The 24,159-nt window shown below is 38.0% G+C and carries 18 protein-coding genes and 1 pseudogene; 10 read left to right on the top strand and 9 right to left on the bottom strand.

Features of this window, described 5'->3' with window-relative positions; all coding sequences use genetic code 11:
- Nucleotides 1-70 precede the first annotated feature (70 nt).
- Together JL102_RS03450 and JL102_RS03455 are read right to left on the bottom strand one after the other, a co-directional pair.
- Complete coding sequence (locus JL102_RS03450) at nt 71-1,846, bottom strand: mechanosensitive ion channel family protein (RefSeq protein ID WP_202242530.1); 1,776 nt, start codon at nt 1,844-1,846, stop codon at nt 71-73.
- A 471-nt stretch (nt 1,847-2,317) separates the two neighbouring features.
- Nucleotides 2,318-3,136, bottom strand: coding sequence for a helix-turn-helix domain-containing protein (locus tag JL102_RS03455; RefSeq protein WP_202242532.1), 819 nt, complete (start codon nt 3,134-3,136; stop codon nt 2,318-2,320).
- A 133-nt stretch (nt 3,137-3,269) separates the two neighbouring features.
- On the opposite strand from JL102_RS03455, the gene JL102_RS03460 reads away from it, so the two are divergent.
- The 6 genes from JL102_RS03460 (at nt 3,270) to JL102_RS03485 (ending at nt 9,255) form a co-directional block, all read left to right on the top strand.
- Nucleotides 3,270-3,668 carry a DoxX family protein gene (locus JL102_RS03460; RefSeq protein WP_202242534.1) on the top strand — a complete coding sequence of 133 codons (399 nt, stop codon included), beginning with the start codon at nt 3,270-3,272 and terminating at the stop codon, nt 3,666-3,668.
- Nucleotide 3,669: 1 nt separating this feature from the next.
- Nucleotides 3,670-4,464: an SDR family NAD(P)-dependent oxidoreductase gene (locus JL102_RS03465; RefSeq protein ID WP_202242535.1), complete on the top strand. Its 795-nt coding sequence runs from the start codon at nt 3,670-3,672 to the stop codon at nt 4,462-4,464.
- Between the two features lie 24 nt (nt 4,465-4,488).
- A complete protein-coding gene (locus tag JL102_RS03470; RefSeq protein WP_202242537.1) occupies nt 4,489-5,667 on the top strand; it encodes an MFS transporter in 1,179 nt (392 codons plus the stop codon).
- Between the two features lie 4 nt (nt 5,668-5,671).
- Complete coding sequence (locus tag JL102_RS03475) at nt 5,672-6,634, top strand: aldo/keto reductase (protein WP_202242539.1); 963 nt, start codon at nt 5,672-5,674, stop codon at nt 6,632-6,634.
- A 197-nt stretch (nt 6,635-6,831) separates the two neighbouring features.
- A complete protein-coding gene (locus JL102_RS03480) occupies nt 6,832-8,058 on the top strand; it encodes an MFS transporter (RefSeq protein WP_202242541.1) in 1,227 nt (408 codons plus the stop codon).
- 66 nt (nt 8,059-8,124) lie between these two features.
- Nucleotides 8,125-9,255 carry an MFS transporter gene (locus JL102_RS03485; protein ID WP_202242543.1) on the top strand — a complete coding sequence of 377 codons (1,131 nt, stop codon included), beginning with the start codon at nt 8,125-8,127 and terminating at the stop codon, nt 9,253-9,255.
- A gap of 129 nt (nt 9,256-9,384) precedes the next feature.
- Here JL102_RS03485 and JL102_RS03490 read toward each other — a convergent pair whose 3' ends face one another.
- Both JL102_RS03490 and JL102_RS03495 read right to left on the bottom strand, forming a co-directional pair.
- Nucleotides 9,385-10,641, bottom strand: coding sequence for a tetratricopeptide repeat protein (locus tag JL102_RS03490; RefSeq protein ID WP_202242545.1), 1,257 nt, complete (start codon nt 10,639-10,641; stop codon nt 9,385-9,387).
- Between the two features lie 155 nt (nt 10,642-10,796).
- Nucleotides 10,797-12,104: a BNR-4 repeat-containing protein gene (locus JL102_RS03495; protein ID WP_202242547.1), complete on the bottom strand. Its 1,308-nt coding sequence runs from the start codon at nt 12,102-12,104 to the stop codon at nt 10,797-10,799.
- A gap of 190 nt (nt 12,105-12,294) precedes the next feature.
- Here JL102_RS03495 and JL102_RS03500 point away from each other — a divergent pair, with 190 nt between their 5' ends.
- The 3 genes from JL102_RS03500 (at nt 12,295) to JL102_RS03510 (ending at nt 13,899) form a co-directional block, all read left to right on the top strand.
- A complete protein-coding gene (locus tag JL102_RS03500) occupies nt 12,295-12,849 on the top strand; it encodes a hypothetical protein (protein WP_202242549.1) in 555 nt (184 codons plus the stop codon).
- Nucleotides 12,846-13,259, top strand: coding sequence for a hypothetical protein (locus tag JL102_RS03505; RefSeq protein WP_202242551.1), 414 nt, complete (start codon nt 12,846-12,848; stop codon nt 13,257-13,259). Before JL102_RS03500 ends, JL102_RS03505 begins: the two co-directional genes overlap by 4 nt.
- Before the next feature lie 115 nt (nt 13,260-13,374).
- On the top strand, nt 13,375-13,899 hold the full coding sequence (locus tag JL102_RS03510) for a glutathione peroxidase (protein WP_202242553.1): 525 nt from the start codon (nt 13,375-13,377) through the stop codon (nt 13,897-13,899).
- Nucleotides 13,900-13,959: 60 nt separating this feature from the next.
- Here JL102_RS03510 and JL102_RS03515 read toward each other — a convergent pair whose 3' ends face one another.
- From JL102_RS03515 to JL102_RS03525, 3 genes are all read right to left on the bottom strand, one after another.
- Nucleotides 13,960-16,437 (bottom strand): phosphocholine-specific phospholipase C, encoded by a 2,478-nt coding sequence (locus JL102_RS03515; protein WP_202242555.1) that lies wholly within the window; start codon nt 16,435-16,437, stop codon nt 13,960-13,962.
- 142 nt (nt 16,438-16,579) lie between these two features.
- Nucleotides 16,580-18,049 carry a SusD/RagB family nutrient-binding outer membrane lipoprotein gene (locus JL102_RS03520; RefSeq protein WP_202242557.1) on the bottom strand — a complete coding sequence of 490 codons (1,470 nt, stop codon included), beginning with the start codon at nt 18,047-18,049 and terminating at the stop codon, nt 16,580-16,582.
- Between the two features lie 25 nt (nt 18,050-18,074).
- Complete coding sequence (locus JL102_RS03525) at nt 18,075-21,221, bottom strand: SusC/RagA family TonB-linked outer membrane protein (protein WP_202242567.1); 3,147 nt, start codon at nt 21,219-21,221, stop codon at nt 18,075-18,077.
- Nucleotides 21,222-21,729: 508 nt separating this feature from the next.
- Between JL102_RS03525 and JL102_RS24085 the strand changes: the two are divergent.
- Nucleotides 21,730-21,876: pseudogene (locus JL102_RS24085) on the top strand (DNA/RNA non-specific endonuclease); the annotation flags it as partial.
- Between the two features lie 488 nt (nt 21,877-22,364).
- Here JL102_RS24085 and JL102_RS03535 read toward each other — a convergent pair.
- Both JL102_RS03535 and JL102_RS03540 read right to left on the bottom strand, forming a co-directional pair.
- A complete protein-coding gene (locus JL102_RS03535; protein WP_202242569.1) occupies nt 22,365-22,817 on the bottom strand; it encodes a hypothetical protein in 453 nt (150 codons plus the stop codon).
- A 4-nt stretch (nt 22,818-22,821) separates the two neighbouring features.
- Nucleotides 22,822-23,853, bottom strand: a complete 1,032-nt coding sequence (locus tag JL102_RS03540) for an RHS repeat-associated core domain-containing protein (RefSeq protein ID WP_202242571.1) — start codon at nt 23,851-23,853, stop codon at nt 22,822-22,824.
- Nucleotides 23,854-24,159 lie beyond the last annotated feature (306 nt).

Below are 24,159 nucleotides of genomic sequence, written 5' to 3' on the forward strand. Positions count from 1 at the left end.
ATAGTAAAAGTAAGTATTTCTTTTATGAAAAGACTCAGTTACACACAGAATAAACTATTTTTCATACAATTTACCCATTATTCTTCTGAGTTGATCCTTCTGGAGGATATGTTATGGTTCCTTTAAGTGCTTCTATAGCTTCTGGGGTAAAATTAGGTATTTCCATCTGCTCTTTTTCTCGCCATTCTTTCACTTTAGCGTGTATAGCTTCTGTTTTTTCTGAAGAAACACCCTCATCTTTAGCCATATAAATAGTTTGTGAAGGAAAGGCGAAACCTGTACCACTTTCTTCTACAATGTCCATAATACGAAGCAATAGATCTTCTTTCACCTCCAAATAGCCATTGTAGTCGGGCGTTCTTACATACGCGAATATTTCCAGCGGAAGATAATCAGGCCCAAAACCTGTAAAACGAATTCTGGCCGGATCCGGGTCCACCTTAGGGTGAGCATATAAGAGTTTCCTTATTTCTACCAGCAAATAGCGCATCTGATCCGGAGTGGTTTCATAGCGCATAGAAAGCACAGGGTGAAACCAAAACATATCTCGTTGGGTGTAGTTTTCTATTTTCAAAGAAGAGAATTCACCGTTAGGAATCGTCACTATGGTACGATCCAGTGTTCTTATTTTAGTAGAGCGCATACCTATTTGTTCTACTGTTCCCATAGTCTCTGCCACTTTGCAAAAGTCTCCTACTCTTATGGGTCTATCTAACACCAAAGTAACACTACCTACAAAATTTTCTACTGTTTTCTGCGCACCTAAGGCTATTGCAATACCACCAATACCAAGAGCAGCTATCCAGTTAGTAATATCAAAGCCTAATGCCCCAATAGCCATGATAACTCCAATAATAATGATAGACACATAAAAAGCTCTTCTAAAGAATATGATAGCACTGACCGCTGCCAAATTTCCTTTCAAGCTCATTTTGCGTTCCATAAAACCGGCCACAAAGTCTGCTATTCTCCATAAAAGCAGCAAAACAGCGGCCCAGAATACTATTACTGAAACAAAACTAAACTGCTGCCTCACCACCACGGAAATACCGAGGTATTTTGATACTTTGAGATATAATACTATGGCCAGGTAAAGTCTTAAAGGAAGGCTAAAAGCATCTACTATTCCTAAAAAAGACTCATGCTTTGACTTCTTCCATATCTTTTTCACAAAAAAGACTAACCCTTTAGACAAGTACACCGCACAGAAATATACCAGCGCCACTATGACCCCCATAGCTAACCACTGACCAAGAGAGAACCCAAACCTTCTATTTTTTAAGAGAAAATTAGGTAATAATTTATTAATAACCGGCTCCTTAAAATTCTCCTTTTCTGAAGCTATTTTCAGTAAAGTTTCTGAGCTAAAGAGCCATATATAGTTTCCTTCTGTATCCTTTTTTCGTTCTAATAGAAGATTTATATTCTTGTTATTGACAGAAACATAGCCCACCTTATCAATTTGCTTCTTCAGACCATCTTCCAAATTACCCTGATCTTGGTCACTGATCCAGGCATTAGGAAATATGCTTCCTCCCTGATCCAGCATAAGCACCAGGCTTTTTACCAGCTCAGTAGCTTCATCATTGCTAGCTTCATAGGTGCCTCCTAAATCAAAATAAGCAATCGCATTTTTATATCTCCCCGCAGATATTGCACTCATAAAGCCATCAACCGTTCCCTGTGGTGATCTTCTACCCAGTGAATCTGCAGGAACCTCTTCCTCTTCTTCAGACTTTTCTACCTGAGGTTGGCCTAAAAACTGAGCCGAAGCACTTAATGACATCAACATCAAAAGCACAACAGATAATCTTATTTTAAAGAATGAGCCCTTTATAACTGACATTTTATCCATTCAATTTTTAAATATTCAAGACACAAAAGTAACTATTATAAAGCTATTCAAAATAGATTTTCTAAAGAAGTATAACCTAAGTCATAACCTTACAACAAAGAGGACAAATCTTCAATCAAATCATATTCATGTAAAAAAACACATTAAAACATGCTAAAGCAATAAGAAAAAGTTCGCTTCATTTCCTATTGGCAAAAACTTTAAAAACCAATAAGAACAGGTTGGTGAAAATCATCAATAAAAAAGAGTACCATAATAATAAGGTCAGTATCATCTCTCCTTTTCCCTCATAGAAGCTAGCATAAAAAAATGGCCAATGCAGAAATACACAATAGTTATGCACCGCAGACCAGCCAACATCACTAATGGCCCAATAATATGTTGATATTAAAATGAGTAAGGATACAGAAAATGATATCCATAACTTTTGACGGGGCGAGGTTTTAGACATAAATACAGCCTTTACCTCAAATTATTCTTTTTAATAAACTTATACAAATGACTTTCATCTACAAAGCCAAACTCAGAGGCAATCTGCTTCATAGCCACCGTACCGTGAGATAAGCGCTGCCTGATCAGTTGCTGTCTAAAGTTATTTACATACTCTCTTAAGCTAGTACCTACCTTCTCTTTAAACAACATGCCGATATAGTTATCAGAGTAATTAAAATGAGCCGACATAGCTTTTAGCGTAAGTTTAGCAGGATCATAAATATGAAGTTCAATATACTCAATCAGATCTTGCGCTACTCCTCTGGAAGCAGGCCTATCCATAGCCTTGGCACTGCAGGCATGGCTGTTACGTTTTAATATCAGCATAACTATACTGAATATCTGAAATATGATTTTCTTATTAAGCAACCGTGTGTTCTGATACTCTTGCACTACCATCTCCATTAGCTGATGCACCATCAATTTATCTTCCTTGAACTGTAAAAGGCTCCCAGTCTTTCGTTCAGGATGGCTAATCAGGTAATCTATGTCTTTATTCCAATCACCGGGCAGAGGCAGATCTGTATGAGCATTAAAATAGAGTTTAGTAAATTTAAAATAGATGAACCTGGTAGTCTGCTTCACCTTAAACTCATGTTCATCATCCGGCCCTAAAAGAAATAAATCGCCCTTCTTATAACAAAAATCGATATCATTAAGATAATGCCTACCACAACCCTTGGCAATATATACGATCTCAAAATGATTATGATTATGCCTAGGGTGCGGCCATTTATCTACCTCAAAATCTGTAATTACCAAATCTTCAAACTGCGTATATCGTTTCATGAATTTATCTCTCTCCTTTTCAAGCTTAGCAGAAAACCTCCTTATACATTTACCTAAATAACATAGATATATACCTAAACGGAATAAGAGCTTAAGCGTTATAACATTAAACGAATTTATAAAACCAATACCTATGCAAACCCAAAAATCAGCGTATGCCCTAGCCCGACTACCGATCGGCTTTAGTTTTTTTGGACATGGTATAGTTAGAATTCCAAAGTTAGATAGCTTTGCAAACGGAATGGCCCAGTCATTTCAAGAAACTCTGCTGGGCTATGACTTTGTATTCTATTTTGCTACAGTACTTCCCATCATAGAACTACTGTTGGGAATGGCCTTGCTCGCTGGCCTAAAGATGAAAGTTACTTCTACCACAGGAGTCATTTTAGTATGTGTACTCATCTTTGGTTCTAGCTTGCAAGAAAACTGGTCGGCTGTGGCTATACAGATATTTTATGGATTATACCTAGCTATTTTACATCTGTTTGCAGATAGTAATGGGTATGCTCTTGGTATTAAAAACAAGAAATAAGATGGATTTACAACTTAATAATAAAACTGCTTTAATTACTGGATCAACCGCAGGCATAGGCTACGGCATAGCTCGGGCTCTGGCTAAAGAAGGTGCATCTGTAATTATCAATGGCCGCAAGCAAGAGGAGCTGGTGGAGGCCATGGAGAAACTAAGACAAGAAACTGGCAGCGAAAACGTCAACGGTATAGCTGCCGATTTTGCTAAGAAAAAGGACATAGATAAACTATTAAAAGCAGTGCCTGATGTAGATATACTCATTAACAATGTAGGCATATTTAATCAGGTAGACTTTGCTGAGATCACCGATGAAGAGTGGTTTGAAACTTTTGAAATTAATGTAATGAGTGGAGTAAGACTGGCACGTCATTACTTCTCAAAAATGATGGAGAAAAATGAAGGCCGTATTATTTTCATCAGTAGCGAATCAGCTCTAAATATACCCACAGAGATGGTGCATTATGGCATGAGTAAAACTGCTCAGTTGGCCGTATCTCGCGGATTAGCCCGCCTTACCAAAGGAAGCAATGTAACTGTAAATTCTGTGCTGCCCGGCCCCACATGGAGCCGAGCCAATAAAAATGGCATTGAACAGCAAGCGCAGGACGAAGGCAAATCTGTAGACGAAGTGCTGAATGATTTCTTTGAAAACAGAAGGCCGACCTCACTTACGCAGCGCTTTGCTGAGGTAGATGAAGTAGCCAATATGGTGGCTTATGTAGCCAGCCCGCTCTCTTCTGCCACTAACGGAGCCGCTCTGCGCGTAGATGGCGGTGTGGTGAATTCAATCGTATAAAATAAATAAATTAAATAATTCTGAATGAACAAAGCTTTATTAGCACTTGCCATAGGAGGGTTTGGCCTCGGTACTACCGAGTTTGTGATTATGGGAGTACTTCCAGATGTAGCTGATGCACTGGATATCAGTATCCCGACGGCAGGACATTTTATATCAGCGTATGCTTTAGGTGTGGTGGTAGGCGCTCCTACCCTTACCATATTGGGTGGCAGATGGTCAAGCAAGACTATGCTTTTATTGTTAATGGCATGGTTTACTGTCTTCAACACGCTATCAGCACTAGCTAACAGCTATGAGGCTTTATTAGCATTCAGGTTTTTAGCAGGCCTTCCTCACGGAGCCTTTTTTGGTATGGGGGCCGTAGTAGCCTCACGATTAGCAAAACCAGGTAAATCGGCCAGAGCTATTGCCATCATGTTTACCGGACTTACGGTAGCGAACGTGGTAGGTGTACCCTTAGGCACTTACCTGGGGCATAACTATGGGTGGCACATTACCTTCTACATCGTAGGTGTAATTGGCATCATTACCTTGTCTTCCATTTACTTTTGGATGCCTTTTTTACCAAAGTCATCCGCTAAAAATGTGAAGTCAGAATTCTCTGTCTTGAAGAAGAAAGAGTTATGGCTAGGCTTTTTCCTTACCACTATTGGCACAGCAGGCTTTTTTGCTTGGTATAGCTACATAGCTCCACTGATAACCGATGTAGCGGGCCACCCTGAAAACATGGTGAGTTATGGGATGATTTTGGCAGGATTAGGCATGGTTCTAGGTAATTTTATTGGCGCCAAATTAGCCGAACAGTTCTCTCCTTTGAGGGCGGTTTTCATTGCATTAGTAGCTATGGTGATTTGTCTGGTGAGCAATACCTATCTGGCGCAAAATGAAATAATGGTCATGGTTACCACTTTCATCATTGGAGTAACAGCTTTTACAGTTTCTACACCTATACAAATGGTAATGATACAAGCCTCTGAAGGATCAGAAATGCTAGGATCATCGTTAAACCAAAGTGCATTTAACATGGGTAATGCCTCAGGCGCATACTTGGCAGGATTACCCATTGCTATGGGCTATGGTGTAGCCTCAGCACAGCTAGTAGGCGCTGCTATGGCACTCACAGGATTAGGCATAGCCGCAACACTGGCTCACGTGAGGAAAAATAAAAGAAAATTGAAGTTAGCAACTATAAATAATTAAAATTATGGAGAAAAGAAGATTAGGAAATACTGATTTATATACAGCACCGGTAGTTTTTGGAGGAAATGTGTTTGGATGGACTCTCAATGAAAAGGAATCTTTTGAAATGCTGGACGAAATCCTCAACTCTGGTTTCAATACTATAGACACGGCAGATGTATACTCTCGCTGGGCAGATGGCAATGATGGAGGTGAATCAGAAACCATCATTGGTAATTGGCTTAAAGCCAGAGGTAACAGAGACCAGGTGAACATTATTACCAAAGTAGGTGCAGATATGGGCCAAGGTCATAAAGACCTTACGGAAGCATATATTTTAAAAGCAGCCGATGCCTCTTTAAAAAGATTACAGGTAGACCACATTGACCTGTACCTAACCCACTGGGATGATGACAAAACTCCTGTAGAAGAAACTTTGGGCGCTTACGAAAAACTAGTGAAAGCCGGAAAAGTAAGATACATTGGAGCCTCTAACCTTTCACCAGAAAGACTGACAGCATCGTTAGAAGCCAGCAAGAAGAATGGCTTACCCAGATATGAAGTATTCCAACCAGAATATAACCTTTACGATCGCGAAGGTTTTGAAAACGGGGTAGCTAAGATATGTAAAGAAGAAGGACTGGGTGTAATCACCTATTTTTCTTTAGCTAGTGGTTTCTTAAGCGGTAAATACAGATCAAAAGAAGATTTTGAAGGCAAGGCCAGAGCCATGTTTACAGAGAAATACCTAAACGAGAGAGGTAGCAGTATTTTAGAGGCCTTAGATGATGTAGCTGCTAAACATAATGCCTCACAAGCTGGCGTATCTCTAGCTTGGTTACTGAATAAACCTAGTGTAACTGCACCTATTGCAAGTGCCACCAAAAGCAAGCACCTGCAAGGTTTTATAGAGGCTGCAGAGCTAAATCTTAGTGACGAAGACATGAAGCAGCTGGATGAAGCTTCTAATTATAACCAAATGGCTTAAGAAGAAATCTTTTTAATGTTGACATGTTTGGTTCGAACACTTGCCGGCACTATGCTGGCAAGTGTTTTTTTATAAGATACAACTTGTCGTAGCACAATAAATATTAATAACTAAAGGCTGTTTTTTTACTTCTATATTTGGCCTTGGTCAATATAGAAAAAACAATTACAAAGAAGTCCGTAGGACGATGATATATAATGGCAGTAAGAAGAATAACGGATAAGAACAAAAAGATAGCCACTATTTTGGCATATTCAGTAGTACCCCTCTCAGGTTTAGTCACAGATATTTATTTACCGTCTATGCCACATATGGCAATAGATCTGAATGTTCCAGAAAGCACTATACAGCTAACTCTTTCATTCTTTTTAATCAGTTATGGAATTACTCAAATTTTAGCAGGCAGCATTTTAGATGCCTTAGGCAGGTACCGAATAACCCTGCTCGCTCTACTTTTATTTTCACTTTCCAGTTTAGCCATAGCCGTTTCAAACAATATTCATGTAATACTGACCATGAGAGCAGTACAAGGGGTATGTGCGGGCTTTGCCGTAGTAGGCAAAAGAGTATTCTTTGTAGATGTATACGAAGGTCAGAAGCAGCGAAGCCTACTTTCATCCATGACCATAATTTGGGCCGCAGCTCCTATAATAGCGCCTTTTATTGGTGGTTATTTAGAAACTTATTTTACATGGAGAAGTAACTTTTATGTACTCGCTATATATGGGTTTATACTAATTATTTTAGAAGGTCTCTTTTCCGGTGAAACTATTAAGAAAACTCATCCATTAAGGCTAAAATCCACATTATCTGTATATTTCAAAATGTTCAAAACAGCCGATTTCGCGCTAGGAATAGGCATGACCGGCATTAGCTATGGCATGGTGATGATGTACAGCATGTCTGGTCCATTTATTATTGAGCATGAAATGGGATATGCCCCTGTCATCACAGGTTATATTTCACTTTTACTAGGCATCGCCTGGATGTGCGGCGGCTTCCTATCCAAATCTATGTTGGATTACAAGACTCACCATAAATCATATTCTGCCTTAAGCTTTCAGCTATTAATAGCCATGGTTATGATCATTGCGGGGTGGTATGGTCAAAGTCTCTTATCTCTTTCTATCACCGCATTTATGATTCACGTAGCTGCAGGTTTCATATTTAATATATTCTTCACCTACTGCCTATCCCGTTTCCCAGAATATGCAGGAATATCTAACGGCATTACAGGAGGAGGAACCTATTTTTTAACCTCATTTTTAAGCTACGGATCCATCGCTATTTTTCAGCCTATCCACGAGCAACTGTTGGGACAAGGTTACCTAAGTTTTGCTGCAGTAGGGTTAATAGCCTTTTCCTTATGGCTTACCAGCGCTAAAAAAAGTCGAATAACCTCCTCAAACATAGGCAATAAGTAAAAGTATCTCATATAACTCCTACTCACATTGACACCTCATAAATTATCAAAACAGCTGCTTGTACTCATGGCCACTAGCACCGGCCTGGTAGTAGCCAATAACTACTATAACCAGCCCTTACTAGGAGAAATGGCTCGTTCATTTCAAGTGGCTGAATCTGAAGTAAGCTTAATTCCTATGCTTACTCAAATAGGCTATGCTGTGGGCCTATTTCTAATAGTACCATTAGGAGATAAATTCGAACGTAAAAAACTGATACTTTCAGATTTCATATTTATCATAGCGTCATTATTAGCAGCTGCGGTAGCTCAAAACTTATTCACTTTAATGATCTCCAGCTTCTTTATCGGCCTTAGCTCCGTACTTCCGCAGCTCTTTGTACCCATGGCTGCGCAGCTATCTAGCAACGAAAAAAGAGGCGCTTCCATAGGTACCATGATGACTGGCATGCTTATAGGAATATTAGGATCTAGAACCATTAGCGGCTTTGTAGGTGCACATTTAGGGTGGCGGTCTATGTACTTCATTGCCGCTGGCATGATGGTTTTACTTTGGATACTTCTAAAAATTAAACTCCCTACACTTAAGCCAGAGTTTAGTGGAAACTACGCTCAACTATTAAAATCAATTGTATACCAATTTAAAACACGACCAAGGCTAAGAATAGCGGCTCTAAGAGGTGCATTTGACTTTGCCAGCTTTAGTATTTTCTGGACCACTTTGGTCTTTTTATTGGAAGAAGAACCTTTCAATATGGGCAGCGATGCCGCCGGGTCATTTGGTTTTGCAGGAATCGTAGGAGCCATAGCAGCTTCCTATGTAGGCCGCTTGGCTGATAAGTATGACAAAAGCAAAATAGTAATTGCCTCTGTTATTATTATAGCCATATCCTGGCTGATACTTGGATTTTCTCATGCGAGCATTTTAGGGTTAATTATCGGAGCCGTACTTCTAGATCTGGGTGTACAGGCCGTGCATATTACCAATCAGACCATCATATTTGCAGGTAATCCACCAGAAAGAAACCGGATCAATACTGTATATATGGTGATGTACTTTGTAGGTGGCGCCACAGGCACACTCATTGGCGGCCTCGCCTGGACCCATTTTCAATGGATAGGAGTTTGCGTTGCTGGGGGTGCTTTTGGGCTTTTAGTATTAATCGTTCATTTAGGGTTTGGCAGGTCTTTGAAGTGAGGATTTATGAATGAAAGCAACTGAGGTCACTATTCCACCAGTTCTTAGTTGTTTGCTTCTACCACAGGAAAAACGGCCATATAAACAACTTTAAACAGTCTTTAATAACCTGATATACAGCAAACTAAATTAGTCATCATTTAAAACTCTCCTTATTTTATTGAGTTTGTAATGATCTCTTTTATACACAAGCCGTTTGCGATTCAATGTAATAGATATACCTATAAGAACTAATATTAAAACACCTACCGAGGTACCAAGCTGATCTACAAATGCTTCTTGTTTTTGAGCCTTTCGCTCTCTTTTCTCTTCCTTCACAAAATCGTCTATTTCCTTTTCCAGTAAAAGATTAAGCTGTTGACGGCACTCCTCCTCCACCCTTTGGTAAGCCTCCACACTAATTCGTAAACTATCAGGCAAAATGGCCATCTGAGATTTAGATAACAACTGAAGGCTATTAGTCACATCTTTATTAGCGCAAACTTTTGTTGCGTAATGAATGGCCTCATTCAAAACCTTAATCGCCTTATCATGCTGACCTTGTAACTGATAGAATTCGCCTTCGATATTGTAATGCTTTAGTATAGATTCTTCACGCATTAGTATAGCCTCCTGCAATTCCTTTCCTTCCATAAGCCATTTTTCTGCTTCTGCGAAATTTTGATCATTCTGAAATGCATTAGCCATATTGAAATATAATCCAGCCTTGGCATCATCTGAGATACCTTCTAAAGAAAAGGCCTTTTTATAATTATCAACAGCCTTATCAAAAGCACCTTCATAATACTCAAGGTTGCCCGCTACTGTATATAACCACACGAGCATCTGTGAATCTTTCTTATCAAAGCTCAGCTGTTTGTCTATAGCGCTGTTAATATGCTTTCTAGCCAACTCCCACTGCTTATTTTCTATGTAGCAAATGGAAATATTTGTTTTCGTTCTTATATAAAATTTTATATCATTTTGACCTTCATAAATTTCGGCTGCTTGAATCAAATAATCTAATGCCTTATAATAGTTACCTATATCCATAAAAATCACCCCAATATTATTCAGTTCATCCGCACTTCTCAGTGTATCCTGAGTCTGTTTAAAAATTGACTTGGCCTTTAATGTTGCATTAAGAATATTAACATAATCCCGCTTTTGCCTGTATATCTTTCCTCTCAAAGACAAAGCCTTACCCAGCAGCGGTTTATTATCTACCTTCTGGGCTATCACTTCCACCTGATCTAAATGGTAATGAGCTAGATCTGGGTTTTCATTTCTATATTTTCTTGCCAGTTGATAATGAACCTGAAGCTTGGTTTCATCATCTAAATTGGTTTGAAGAAGACATTTGAGCTGTGCAGGGTCATCAGGAAGAGCTAAAGTGGATTTAGCCAATATAGATCCTGAAAAAAGGCTAATTAAAACTACTATTGAATAGATACATTTATCTATACAAAGGAACCGTCTGACTATCAATTTTATTATTTAGAAAATTTCTAAGCCATTAAATTACATACATAGATCCTTTATTAAAAAAGCAATGCATCATTTTATTTCCTTATAAAATACTTAATGGAAGTTTTAAAATTGGTATAATGAATATATTTTTCATTTTCCATCCAAAAAACCATTTCAGCTTCATCTGCTGATAGCCCTCTAGGCACATAGGGTCTTACATTATCTTTTACTGAGTTTTTAGTGATACTTTCTGTTGACCAGGATTTACCCAAGTCATCAGTCTCCCATCTTTCTATTTCAAAAATGCCATTGATCTCTCTTGAAAGGTACACTACGTGAGAATTATCTGGGTGCAAGCTCATGCCTCCAAAATAATGCGGCTCATATTCCCTCTTGCCTTCAGGTGTTTGAGGAAACCACTTACCTGAATCACATATTTTATAACTCTGCCACTTCCCTTTACGATAGCTCGCATACCAGTATTCATGATTATTTTCTGAAGGGCTTTTGGTATATAAAATCACCGGCTGATCCTTTTTATCAGAAGCAATATCAGCTATCCACGCCCTGCCTTCTTTTTCATTGGATCTAAATACTAAATCGGCCTCTTTCGGCTCAAAAGGCAGTGCCGTAGTGTCTCTTATTTTCTCTCCATCAGCTTTAAAGAAAGCTCCACTTTCATAATAAGCATAGTAAACAGAGTTAGTAGGCTCATCTCTTGGGTGCCCATCTGTAAACACCACATGAATCTTAGAAGTACCATTGGAACCATATTTAACATAAGGCCTATTATTAATATCAAAAGGGTAATTGGTAATAAATACCTTGCTCTGAGACCAGGTTTCACCATGATCATCAGACCACATCATATTAGGCTTAAAGCCTGTCCAGCGACCGAAGCAGTATATTCTGTCGTTCTCAGCTGTTAAGCGAAAAGGGTTAGCGTAGGTCATAGTCTCTCTGGGAAATTTCTCTAACTCCGCTTTGCTTATAGGATGGATAAATTGTGGTTTACTATAATTCGATTGATTTTTATAATCTTCTAAAACATTGATAAACAAATCCTTTCTACTATGTCTGGTATACATAGCAAGTATGTCACCTTCGCCCGTGGGCACAAAAGCAGGGTTATCATGATCATCGTTTTCAAGAAGATAATAGAGCTCACTAGGGTCATTTTCCAGTGTTTTAAAGTTAAACTTAGTGGCTTCAATAGTGCCATTAGATTTAACCCAACCCGTAAATATGTAATCTCCCACTTTAATGGCTCTGGGATCTGAAAACCAACACCAGGTGCCGTCATTAGTTAAATACCCCTTATTTCCCTGAGCAGATACTTTAACATTATTTATTAGTAAAATAAAACAAATGAAAAGACTTAGCTTCAATTTAATATTCATGTATATTATAAGTTACAACTTAAGATGAATTGAAAATTACATGATTAGATTTTCTACAAAAAACATATGTAATATTAAAAGCGTATTTATTACAGTTATTTATCATTTCATGACTATAATCATGTGACTTTTCTGGCACTAGCTCCCATGTCATCCTACCTTTGCCCGCCAAATTTCGGAGGAATTACATATGAAAAGGACCATTTCTCAGTTTGCTCTAGCGATAGTTTTTGTATTACAGTCAGCCTTTTTGGGAGCCATAATATTTGAGAAAACCAATATTCCTACAGTATTAGGGCTCTTGACAATTATCGGTGTACTTACTATAGTCGCTTGGAGAAAGATACCACACCACCGCTATGATCATTTATGGGAAGACTGCTGGCTCATCGCCTTTGTAGCCTCAGGTGCCGTTTTAACATTCTTTTTAAGTTCGGGTTTACATATGAATTCGGTAGTCTCAGTAGGACTAGTTGGCCTAGCAGCCTCTTTCGTACCCAAATTCACCGGAGACAACCTTCTGAGCCAACAGATACCTGCCGCTATTTATTGTGGTGCGTTTGTAGGCATGACGAGTCCTGACATCGCTCATGGTTATCAATTTATATTGCTGGCCGCCACTACTGCCGGTGTATTGCTGATTTTATCAAAAAATGTATTTCATGGCTATGGCGGAAAACTTGGCACCATGGCCTTTGGAGGTGTTGTTTTGGTAGCTATTATTTTAGAATATTTTCTTAAATGAACTATATCATTATTACTATCGCTGGTGTAGCAGGTGTGCTACTCACTTTTTTCGTGAGTCATGATCTGAAACAAGGACCTATTCGTGCTTCCGCAGGACTTTCTCTGCTAGTAGCCATTATTTTTCAACATACTCCATTGCTTCAAGATCTTACCGTTTGCGCAACTATTCCCTATGTTTTTATAGGTGGCTCCTTTATTGGTATGGTTTCTTCAGAAGTTATTCACAGTTATACTTTCCTAACCATCTCAGGTATAATATTTTCAATACTGTATATCAACGCTAGTCATTATTTTAACGGATATGGCGGAGCATTAGGCACTACAGCCTGCATATCACTATTGGTATCTATTAGCTTATGGATATACAGCAGACAAATCAGACATTGGTTTAAGCATAAAAAAACTTAAGCTTCTGTCCGCTACTTTTAATAGGTTATCACAATAAATTTCTAAACTCTAATATCATCTGCTTCGTTATTCTAGAGCAAGCTTGTAGATTTAAACCTTAAACAAACCAACACACATGAAATCAATAATAATAACCTTGCTTATTAGCATTTGCGCCATTAGCGATTCATCTATTTATGATTTTTCAATAGAAGCGCTGGATAGTGATGAGACTATTCATTTATCAGACTTCAAAGGCAAGAAAATATTGTTTGTTAACGTAGCCTCTAAATGTGGTTTTACTCCTCAATACAAAGATTTACAGAGACTCTATGAACTAAATAAAGATCATTTAGTAATTCTGGGGCTGCCTTGTGATCAGTTTGCTGGGCAAGAGCTTAACCAAGAATCATTAATCAAGGAGTTTTGCTCTAATAACTATCAGGTAACTTTCCCCATGACTACCGTGATAGATGTAAAAGGAAAAAATCAGCATCCTATTTACCAGTGGCTTACACAAAAGGATAAAAATGGATTAGATGATTTTAAAGTATCATGGAATTTCAACAAGTTTTTAGTAGACGAAAACGGTAAGCTCATTGCGCACTTCGATTCTAAGGTAAATCCACTAAATGAGGAGATTACAAAACATTTGAAATAAACACCCTTTCATAAACGTAAAAATAAGGTTAAGGCCAATGGCCTTAACCTTATTTTTTTATCATGCCATAGCTGGGTCAGAAATACTGTTTTTGCCTACCTCCAACCTACCGGCATAATGAATCTCTCCTGAGGGGTGCTTAATTTTAAAATCATACCACCCTTTTGTTTGAGAAGCATCAATTATCACCTCTTCCACATCATTAGGCTTTAATGAAAGGGATTTAAAACTTTCAGCATACACCTCTTGTACTATCTCTACTTTACCGCCTTCTGCACTCTTGATCACTAATTTAATTTGATCTTTATACTCCCTTCCTTTTTTCACAGGCTCACACATAATCACAGGAAAAGCTGCTCCTTTTTTCCCTTTAAATTCTCTGAAATAACCATTAGGACCATATACCTGCAAATGATATGAATCCCCTTCAAAATCATTCAAAGGCCATTGATACTCAATCTTATCACCGGACTTTACGGCAAACGCCCAGGTTTTAACTGGCTGAAATTGACCGTCAAAATCATTTTTATAATTGCCTGGAGCATAAACATTAAAAGGAGCTCCTAATGACTCTTCTCCAAATATTTCTTTAGCTGCCTCAAATCTGATCACTAAATTTTTACCATCTTTCGAGATGCTTGCTTCTGTATGAAGATCATATTTGAGTGCATTAGAAGGCTTAGTTCCGGCTTCCTGAGCTGGCAATTTTCCTGACTTCCTGCCTTGCTTAGATACTATTCTCGCATCAGATTCAGAAAATGGTAATACTTCACCTGGAGCAGCCTTAAACTTTGCATTATAAATTTCTTTGGTGAATTCGGCTTGATTAACAGAATCAGGAAAATCAACTTTCTCTCCATTATAAGGTCTAAATACTGAGGTTAAGTCGCCGCTTACTGCTCTTCTCCAGTGGCTAATATTGGGTTCAGAAATAGTCTTTCCTGTTTTCTTAGAAAGGAATTTCTCTAAAAATTTAATGGTTGAAGTAATGTCACACACTTCGGAGTTGACCCATCCGCCACGGCTCCAGGGTGAAGCTACTACTAACGGCACTCTATAGCCTAAGCCTACGGGGCTAGTCCTTGCTTCTTTATCAGAAAATCCTTCTTTTTGCTCTTGCTCCTTTGTTACAAACTCTCCGGTTACATCTAAACCTTGAGACACTTTCCCACTTTTAGCATTAGCAGGATCAGGAGCTACAAAAGGTGGGATATGATCAAAATAACCGTCATTTTCATCATAATTTAAGATAAAAATGGTCTTTTTCCATACTTCAGGGTTCTGGGTAAGGATATCTAACACCTCAGAAACATACCAGGCACCATACCAGGGAGCACTCGGATGGTCAGAAAATTTTTGAGGTGCCACTACCCAAGACACCATAGGCAATTTACCATTACTCACATCACTCCTAAACTGATGCAGAATATCACCTTTAGGAATATGCGTTTCTCTTTGCTCTCCATCATCTTCATAATGCATAGCTTGAACGCGATGATAATCCGAATCTGCAATATTGGTGGTAAAAGCCTTATTATGAAGATTTTTTCTCTCAGAAGATAGCTGATTGAATTTTTCAGGATTCCATTTGCTAACGTAATCTCTTATTTCGGTAAGTTCCTGTTCTTTCTTTGTTGCTTCATCCTTGTTACCTGCCTCCTTTAATGTCTCCCATTCTTTCAGCAGCTGCTTTTCTTTCTGTTGCAACCACTCATAGTGGCCTGCACTAAACCTTACTCCATACTGCTCAAACCACTCCAGATTATTATCAGTAAAATTGGCCAACAGCGAGCTATCCTCCACATTGGTAGGGAGGCTCACCTCATTTTGATATACACGCCATGAAACTCCTGCTTCTTCCAGCCTCTCAGGAAAAGTCTTCCAATTCACTTCATTATCATAACCCATTTCTCCATTTCTCACCTTCGCCTTATCTTGTGGGCCGTTGTGGGTTTTGCCTGTCCAGAAATAGTTTCTATTGGTAGTAGTACCCGTAAGAGAGGCACAAAAATGCTGATCACAAACGGTGAAAGCATCGGCTAGAGCATAATAAAAAGGAATATCCTCTCTGCTATAATAGCCCATAGTCATAGGAAAATCTCTAAACTCCTTATTGCCGGGCCGTTTCGCTTCTATCCAGCCATCATATTTACCATCATTACGAGCATCTACCTGATCTTCCCAGGAATGTGGCACACCGCCCATCCAGGTGATTTTAGTGTTCTTAATATCCAGACGAAAAGGGGCAAAACGATTCCCTTTATTATCTGGCTGTAGCCAAACCGGAAACTTACCAGGCAGGTTAATGGCTCGAGGATCATTAAATCCTCTCACTCCTTTTAAAGTGCCAAAACAATGATCGAAAGATCGGTTTTCCTGCATGAGCATTACCACATGCTCAGCATCATAAAAGGTGGTGCCAGGATTTGGAGCTATAGCCATGGCCTTATGTATTGAACCCGGCAAAACCTGCCAAGCCCCTGCTCCACCGGTAAGCAAAGCTACTTTCTTGAGAAAATCTCTTCTTGAATCACTCATTAAATTATAAATACAAATATTAGATATAGATAAAAAAGGTTGTCTCAGGCTTTTATTCATTCAAAAAAACCTAAGACCACCTAAAAGTAAGCACCACGAAATATTATGCTTATGAAGGATTGTTTCCTTTATGTTAAATTATTTATTTTAGCCACCAGGGTATCTCGTGAATATCATCGTTACTCTGCCCAAACTGCTTAGCTATGGCTGCAGAAACCTGCGCTGCATTGTAATTATATTCAGACTGTGGGTACATCCATCGGTAAGGAATAGAAACTCCTGAAGGTCTCCTGAAATTAGGTGTACCAGTCCTTAAATGCTCATAGTAAGCTGACCAGCCTATCTGCATAAATGACTGTAGGTATTTTTGAGTTATGATAAGCTCTAGTTGAGCCTCGGTGCCTATAGCCAGGCTAAAATTATTGATATTGTGAGACAAATAATCTACCGCAGCATCTTCACTTACATATTGCGAATAAGCTTCTGCATACGTCTCATAAAATTTAAATGAGGCTTTTACTCCGTCTATGTATAATGAAGCGGCATCTGCAGAAATCCAGCCCCTAACCGCTGCTTCTGCTAATATCAATTGCTGTTCTGCATAACCCAAAATCATATAAGGTTCATTTTCAGGATCTTGATAATAGCGTGCATTCACTCTTGAAACCCTACCCTCTGCAGCCTTTAGGTTGACATCATTATATTGGTCAGCAGGATCTCCGCCTTCATAAGCAGTAAAATCATCTATATCCTTCCCTGCTTCCTTGGCCTTCTTTGTTTGAGTAGCGTAGATAAATAACCTAGGGTCTTCACGGTCTTGTAGTCTTTTAATAAAAGTAGAATCCATATACATGCCTGAGCTAAAACTACTACTGTTAAAGTTTGGATACCTGTTATCTTGCTGATTCAGAAATTTTAACATGCCACTTTCATCCATGCTTTCCATTAATGGCTCATTAGCATAAACTGAAGCAAACTCTGTAGCCATATTAGTCCCATTCTTCTTAGATAGGGTAAGCATCACTTTTAAGCGAAAAGCGTTAATCAACTTTCTCCATAAGGTTACGCTTCCATCATAAATTATATCTCCGGCTATGATTGTATTACTCTTTTTTAAAATATCACTGCCCTCTGCGAGCTCAGCCAATATCCCCTGAAAAACTTCTTGCTGACTTGTATACGCAGGTTGATAGTTTTCTTTTACTTCTCCAGAGAGCGCATCAGTGTATGGTATATCTCCAAATTGTAAGGTAAGATTATAGAAATAATAGGCTCTAAAAAATTTACCCAATGCTACATAGGTTTGGTCTTCTATACGCTCCGCTTCTTCCATCATTTTAGTGACATTACGCAGCGTAGAAAAATCATCAAAATCACCACGATTCCATTTATAATACTGATAAGCATTTTCACCATCAGTCTGTACCAGCATTTTGATCGCATAAAGTGGATCTGTACCTATAAATTCCTGTGGCGCAGTCCATTCTACATTGGTAAGCAAGAGCTGAGGGTGCGATTCTGTAGGCGAGTTAGGATTTACATTCATCTCTTCCAGATCCCGGCAAGAGGTCATTCCTAAGGCAATTGCAAATATTATTAATAGCTTTTTCATCTTTCTATACTTTGATGGGTGATTCTTAAAATATGGCTTGCAGTGTAAATCCCACATACCTGGAAGAAGGATCCTGAAGGTCTTTGTCATCACCATAATCGGGATCTAGGTACGGCATTTTCTTCCAAATGGCCAGATTATACCCATATAATGACAGGTTGAGGTGATTCAATTTATCCGATTCTATAATATTCATCAAATCGTAGCTTACGGACACCCTCCTGAGCTTGAAATACGATCTATCAAAAGTATTAGCAAAAAACTCATTTTCATCTTCTGTAACCTTGGCCTGATAAGGATAAACCTGGCTCCAGGTTTGCCAGCTTACAGCGGTGGTGTTTTTCGAATAAGAGCGGGTATCAGAAATAACATTACCATTCACATCTCTGGTAAGCTCACCATCTGTAACATTAACGCCCTGAGGCACATAAATGGGCTTACCTGCAGCGTACTCCTCGTCTCTGTATTTGGTGGAGTTAGGATGCTTACCTCCCCACCACATTTTTTCTGCAGTAATCGAGTTTATAATACCACCCCAGGCACCATCTACATCTATGTTCACAGTAAAATCCTTTATCTTAAACACATTCTGAAGGCCTAATCTCCATGAAGGATCTAAATGACCTAAATTCTGCTTATAAGAATCTTTAGTAGGCAAGCCAGTGTTAGCATCAATAATCACCTGACCGTCAGCACTTTTTTGCCAAACAGTGGCATAGTAGCTATCTGCTCTATCTCCCTCTCTAAGATCTTCAAAGCGGTCGCTGGCTCCATAGATATCTGTTATTTTCTTCACTGACCGAGACCAGTTAAGCCCTATGTTCCAGTTGAAATCGCTCTTTCTAATAGCATTGTAATTTAACATTACTTCCACACCGTTAGTAGTATACTCGTTACCGTTCACCTTACGTGTAGAGAAGCCTGAAGCATCAGATATATTAAGGTCAATAATCTGATTTTCATCTAGAATTCTGTAATAAGTAGCCTCTAATGATAGTTTTCTCTCTACTAAAGAGGTGTTAAATCCTATTTCTGTAGTAGTAGATCTTGCCGGCATTATCTCTGAATTAATAAGACCTGAAGGATATTTAACTGATGGAGTTGATCCATAAGTTATGCCTTGTTGATAGGTAGCATAGATCTCATAAGGATTTAAGTCACTGGAAACTCTGGACCATGAACCGTACACTTTAAAATAATCTATAACGGAAGGAAAATTGATAAATTCTGATAACACTCCGCTTAGAGAGGCCGAAGGGTAGAAATAAGAATTATTAGCAACGGGTAATGTAGAAGACCAGTCATTTCTAGCAGAGAAATTTAGAAAAATAGAATTCATAAAGTCGAACTCTACAGTACCGTACACACTTTTAATAGCCTTTTCTTTCAGGTTATTAGTAGCCTTCACATTACCTTGCGTATTGCTCAGATTATAAATTTCTGGAACTATAAGACCATCAGTAGAAGAATATTCTTGCTGATATTTTCTATAAAAATCGGATGCCCCTGCATTAACAGTAAAACCTAATTGACTATTGATATCTTTAGAATAAGAGGCTAAAATGTCCGTATCAAAATTAAGCTGACCAGTATTCCATGTTTTGTAGTCTCCATTACGAGAGTCATCATAATTCATATAGGACTTTGGCGTCTCCCTGTCTTCAAAAGTACCTTGCTGGCGAGCAGAAACCCTTCCTTGAAGATAAAAGTCCTTAGTAATCTCATACCTAAGTTTCAATTTCCCATCGACAATGTTCTTGTTAAATTCCTGATTAAGTTCATTAGAGGCAAAATACACATTATTATACCAGGCATAGTTATAATTTGCCTGACGGTAGCCCTCTAACCCAGGCACATACATATGATCTTTAAGGTCTTGGCCATTCACATCATCTCCCATCCAAATAAGTATGGTATACATATGATTACTCGGCCCATAGCCATAGCGTGGGTAATTTGGCGAGTATACCTTGTTATAACTCACTGCAGCATCTAAGGTCAGATTATCGGCCAGATCAAAAGAAGAATTAAAAGTAAGTCCACCCGTATGCATAGAGGTATTAGGCACCCGGCCTTTCTGATAAGAATAGTTACCAGAAAAGTAAAATCGGGATTTATCTCCCTGATAAGCCACAGAAAAGTCATTTTTTGTAACTACTCCTGTTCCTAAAAAGTCTTTTAAATTATCATGTTGCACCCAGTCCGTAGGCACTCTTTCGTACCTTGATTTATCGTCATACACGGTACCAGCCACATTACCATACCACTGTATAATCTCACCCGTTTCTTTGTCTCTTATAGGACTGTTCCACTGAGGAACTTTAACGCCAGGCTCAAATTTAGGTCCCCAGATCATATCACCATCAGAAATACCTCCATCTGCCCCATCCCAGAATTCATATTTACCATTAGAACCATTTCCATATTCTGACTGTGTTTCAGGATATACCGTAAAACCAGCCGTAACCATATTACTGGTAGAAGCGGTAACGGTTAGACCTTGTTTTGAAGCATTTTTGCGAGTGATAAGAATAGCTCCATTCTGACCTCTGGAACCATAAAGCGCTGAGGCCGCTCCTCCTTTTAATACATTTATACTTTCAATATCTTCTGGTGAAATATCATAAAGATCAGTTTCTACCGGCACGCCATCTAATACAATAAGTGGCTCTTTGCCTCTTAAGCTAAAAGATGGTGACTGAAAAATTCCTGTAGGGTTATTTACCGTAAGCCCTGCCACTCTGCCCGATAGCGCATTACCTAAATTCATGGTGCTAGCCTCTTCTATAACTTCTGCATTCACCTCCTGGGTGGCATAACCCAGCTTTTTCTTTTGCTGCTTGATACCTATGGCCGTTACCACCACCTCATCAAGGCTAGTTTGCTCTTCTTGCAGCGTTACATCTACCTTACTGCGGGCAGACACTTCCACCTCTTGCTTTTGATAGCCAATAAAACTAAAAATTAAAGTAGCATCAGCCGAGGCTTCTAGCTGATAATCACCAGTAGAAGAGGAAACCGTACCTAAGTTGGTGCCTTTTACAATAATATTCACACCCGGCAAGGCGGTACCAGAAGCATCAGTAACCCTCCCCCTAATTATGTCTTGCGCAATTGCCCCTCCTGCGTAACATAACATCAAAATTAAAATAAACATTAAAGTTCTTCTCATAGTAAGTCAGATTGATAGTTAATAAAGCACTCATAATTAGATACTTATGACATGCTTAATTTTGCCACAAATCTATCGACTTAGCAAACTGGTAATCGAGAATACTGATTATGTGTTTTTTAACATTACGGATAGCACTTAACAGAAACAGAACAGCCTTGTGCTGGAGCTGACATTTTAAGAGTTAACAGGAAATTGATGGCAGCTATATGAAATTATAAAAGTAAAATTTAACAAATTCAATTATTGGAGGCATTTTTTAGAAAATGAAAAGAATGCTCATCTTGAAATTTGTTTCAGGATGAATTGATGATTAAAACAAAATTAAACTTTAGTTATCGAATTAAACCCTAGAAACCCATAAAGTATCTTCTTTAAGAAGGTATTAGCCAAAAGGCTTCATGGTTTGTTTATGTTGATTTAAAATGAGATAGTAGTTATACCAGATCGAACATTTTAATATAAAAGGATGGCTTAACTAAATTACTATAAAGCTAATTACCTTTCTAATATTACACCTCAAAAATCTTATTTAAACCAAGGAGCCTGGCTGGCACTTGAAGAAAAAGTAAGAAATATGGTAAATAAATACAAGGTGGTTTATGTTATGACTGGTCCGTTGTATGAGAGAGATGCCACCACTTCCTTTCGCTGATAAACCCCATAAAGTGCCTAGTGGATACTAGAAAATAATTCTTATGGAAATGGAAAATGGACATATTGAACCCCTTGTTTTTATTTTCGACCAGGATACTCCAAGGGGTTCTGCTCTGCAAAACCATCTTTGCACCATTGATGACGTTGAACTAAGGTCTCACCTTGACTTTTGTGGGAGCTAAGCGATTACAAGGTAAAAGCCATAGAAGCTAACAAAAATGAAGACTGTTTTGAGATCAATATTAAACAATTATAAAGAGATGATTGTGTTAAGGGCTTAGCGTTTTGTGAGATTTTTAAATCAAATTGCAAAAAGCTGAATCAGCTTATTCAAAGAGCTGAGGTAATCATGACTCCATGCTTGGCATGGAGGCAACGGAGGATGCAAAACCAGACGGCTTATCCATAAAAAAAGCCTCGCATTGCGCAATGACTTATATTATTTATATTCCTCTATAATAATTACATAAAAAATACAATCCATTATTATTCACTTTTTGAATCTTTAAAAAGAAAAAGATTACCATCAAGCTTGTTTTTTAAAACAAGCCATTCTGGATAGTGATATCTATACAAAGATGAATCCTCCCTATAAAAATTCCTTTGCGAAAGCTCGCCTCGCATTCTACTTATTGATACTTTGGATGTCATAGATTTAGTGAAATAAGCTATTTTAATACCTTCGTGGCTATCAATTTTATTAGGCAATTCATAATTACTTAATAGATTTGGAGTCATATGTATCTTATATATATCATATTCATTATACCCTGAGTCAATATCTACTCTTAACAAGAATTCTTTGCCCTTAAAACCTTGTGAATTGAACATGTTAATATAATTGTAAACGATCTCATCTAAGGCCTTGGTATTAACACTATCATCATAAGTATTTGTGCATGAAAAAGATAATGTAATAAGTATAAATAAAATTTTCATGAATTTAATATTCGACCCATCCATTATTTCTAGAATTAATAAAATGCTTAAATTCTTTACTTACGCCAGTATTTCTGATTTCAATATCATTATCATTTGCTATACCATATCCTTTACGAGTACTAGGATGCGTATGTACGTTACCAATTTTCTTACCTAAATCAGGTACATAATAACTATCTAAATCAAGGTACTCCTTTGACTTAGCAAAATCATTCTCATGACATTTTTCAATATATAATCCTTGGCCATCTTTACTTTCATAGCCCCAGGCATTCAACTCTATTTCAGTCTTAAATGAAATGAACTCCATTACAGCTAAACCTTCCTGCAAATATCCCTCTTTAAATATCAAACCTTCATACTGAGCATCTCCAGCATCAAATACCGTTCCGTCGTCCATTCTCTCTGTAGTAATTTCTTTAATATTACTCGAGCCTTTTGTGAAAGTTTTTGAACCGCCATCTTTTATGAATTCTCCATTTTCATACGTTCCCGTATAAATAACATCATCACCCTCGGTTTCCCTTATAAAAGTTAGACTGCCTGTTTCCGTATCTAAACCGTACTCATCTAACATACCGGTAGGATCAATCCTAATCAAAGGATTATTTTGAACATAATTGTAAGGAGTTAACCAGTCTCTTTTATCTGCTATAGGATCAATAACACCCCAACGGCCAATATCTGACATATACATCCTGGCACCGTAATCATCCCAGCCTAAATCAAGATCAGTTATACGTTCTTTTCCATTATAAAGATATTTATTAGGCTGCGCACTGGTCCTCTGATAAGAGTTAAAAGCCAAGCCAAAGGGATAATAATCATCTACCTGAATTATAGGAGATTCTTCTAATGTCAGCTGCATATCATCAAAGTAGGCTTCTGTAAGATTGGCTCCTTCGTTATTAAGATATACCATTATGTAGCCATTGGCAGGAACTGTGAAGTCATGTACCTTCATTTTATCAAAATTATCATTCTTTTCCGGCCTACTAGCCGCTGAGCCCCGAGCTAATGTGATCTTAAGCAAAGGTAACATCCAAATCTTTCAGCATAATATAATTATGGCCGAGCTGACAGCAGCATCCACTCCTGTACATAGAAGTCTAAGCTATTTATAAAATAGCACATTCATTATTAATGTAAAAAAATCAAATTAAACATAAAAAATATATAAGATAACTTGTAGATGATATGATTAAATAAAATAGTTTATTATTAGACAATATAAAGATTCTGAAACAAGTAAAAAGAAGTTAATCAACTGTAAATCAAATATTAAAGGTTACATATCATTAACCCTATTGATTTAAACATGAAGCTTCATTTAGTATAC

The sequence above is a fragment of the Fulvivirga sediminis genome (genome assembly GCF_016757215.1).
Classification (GTDB): Bacteria; Bacteroidota; Bacteroidia; order Cytophagales; family Cyclobacteriaceae; genus Fulvivirga; species Fulvivirga sediminis.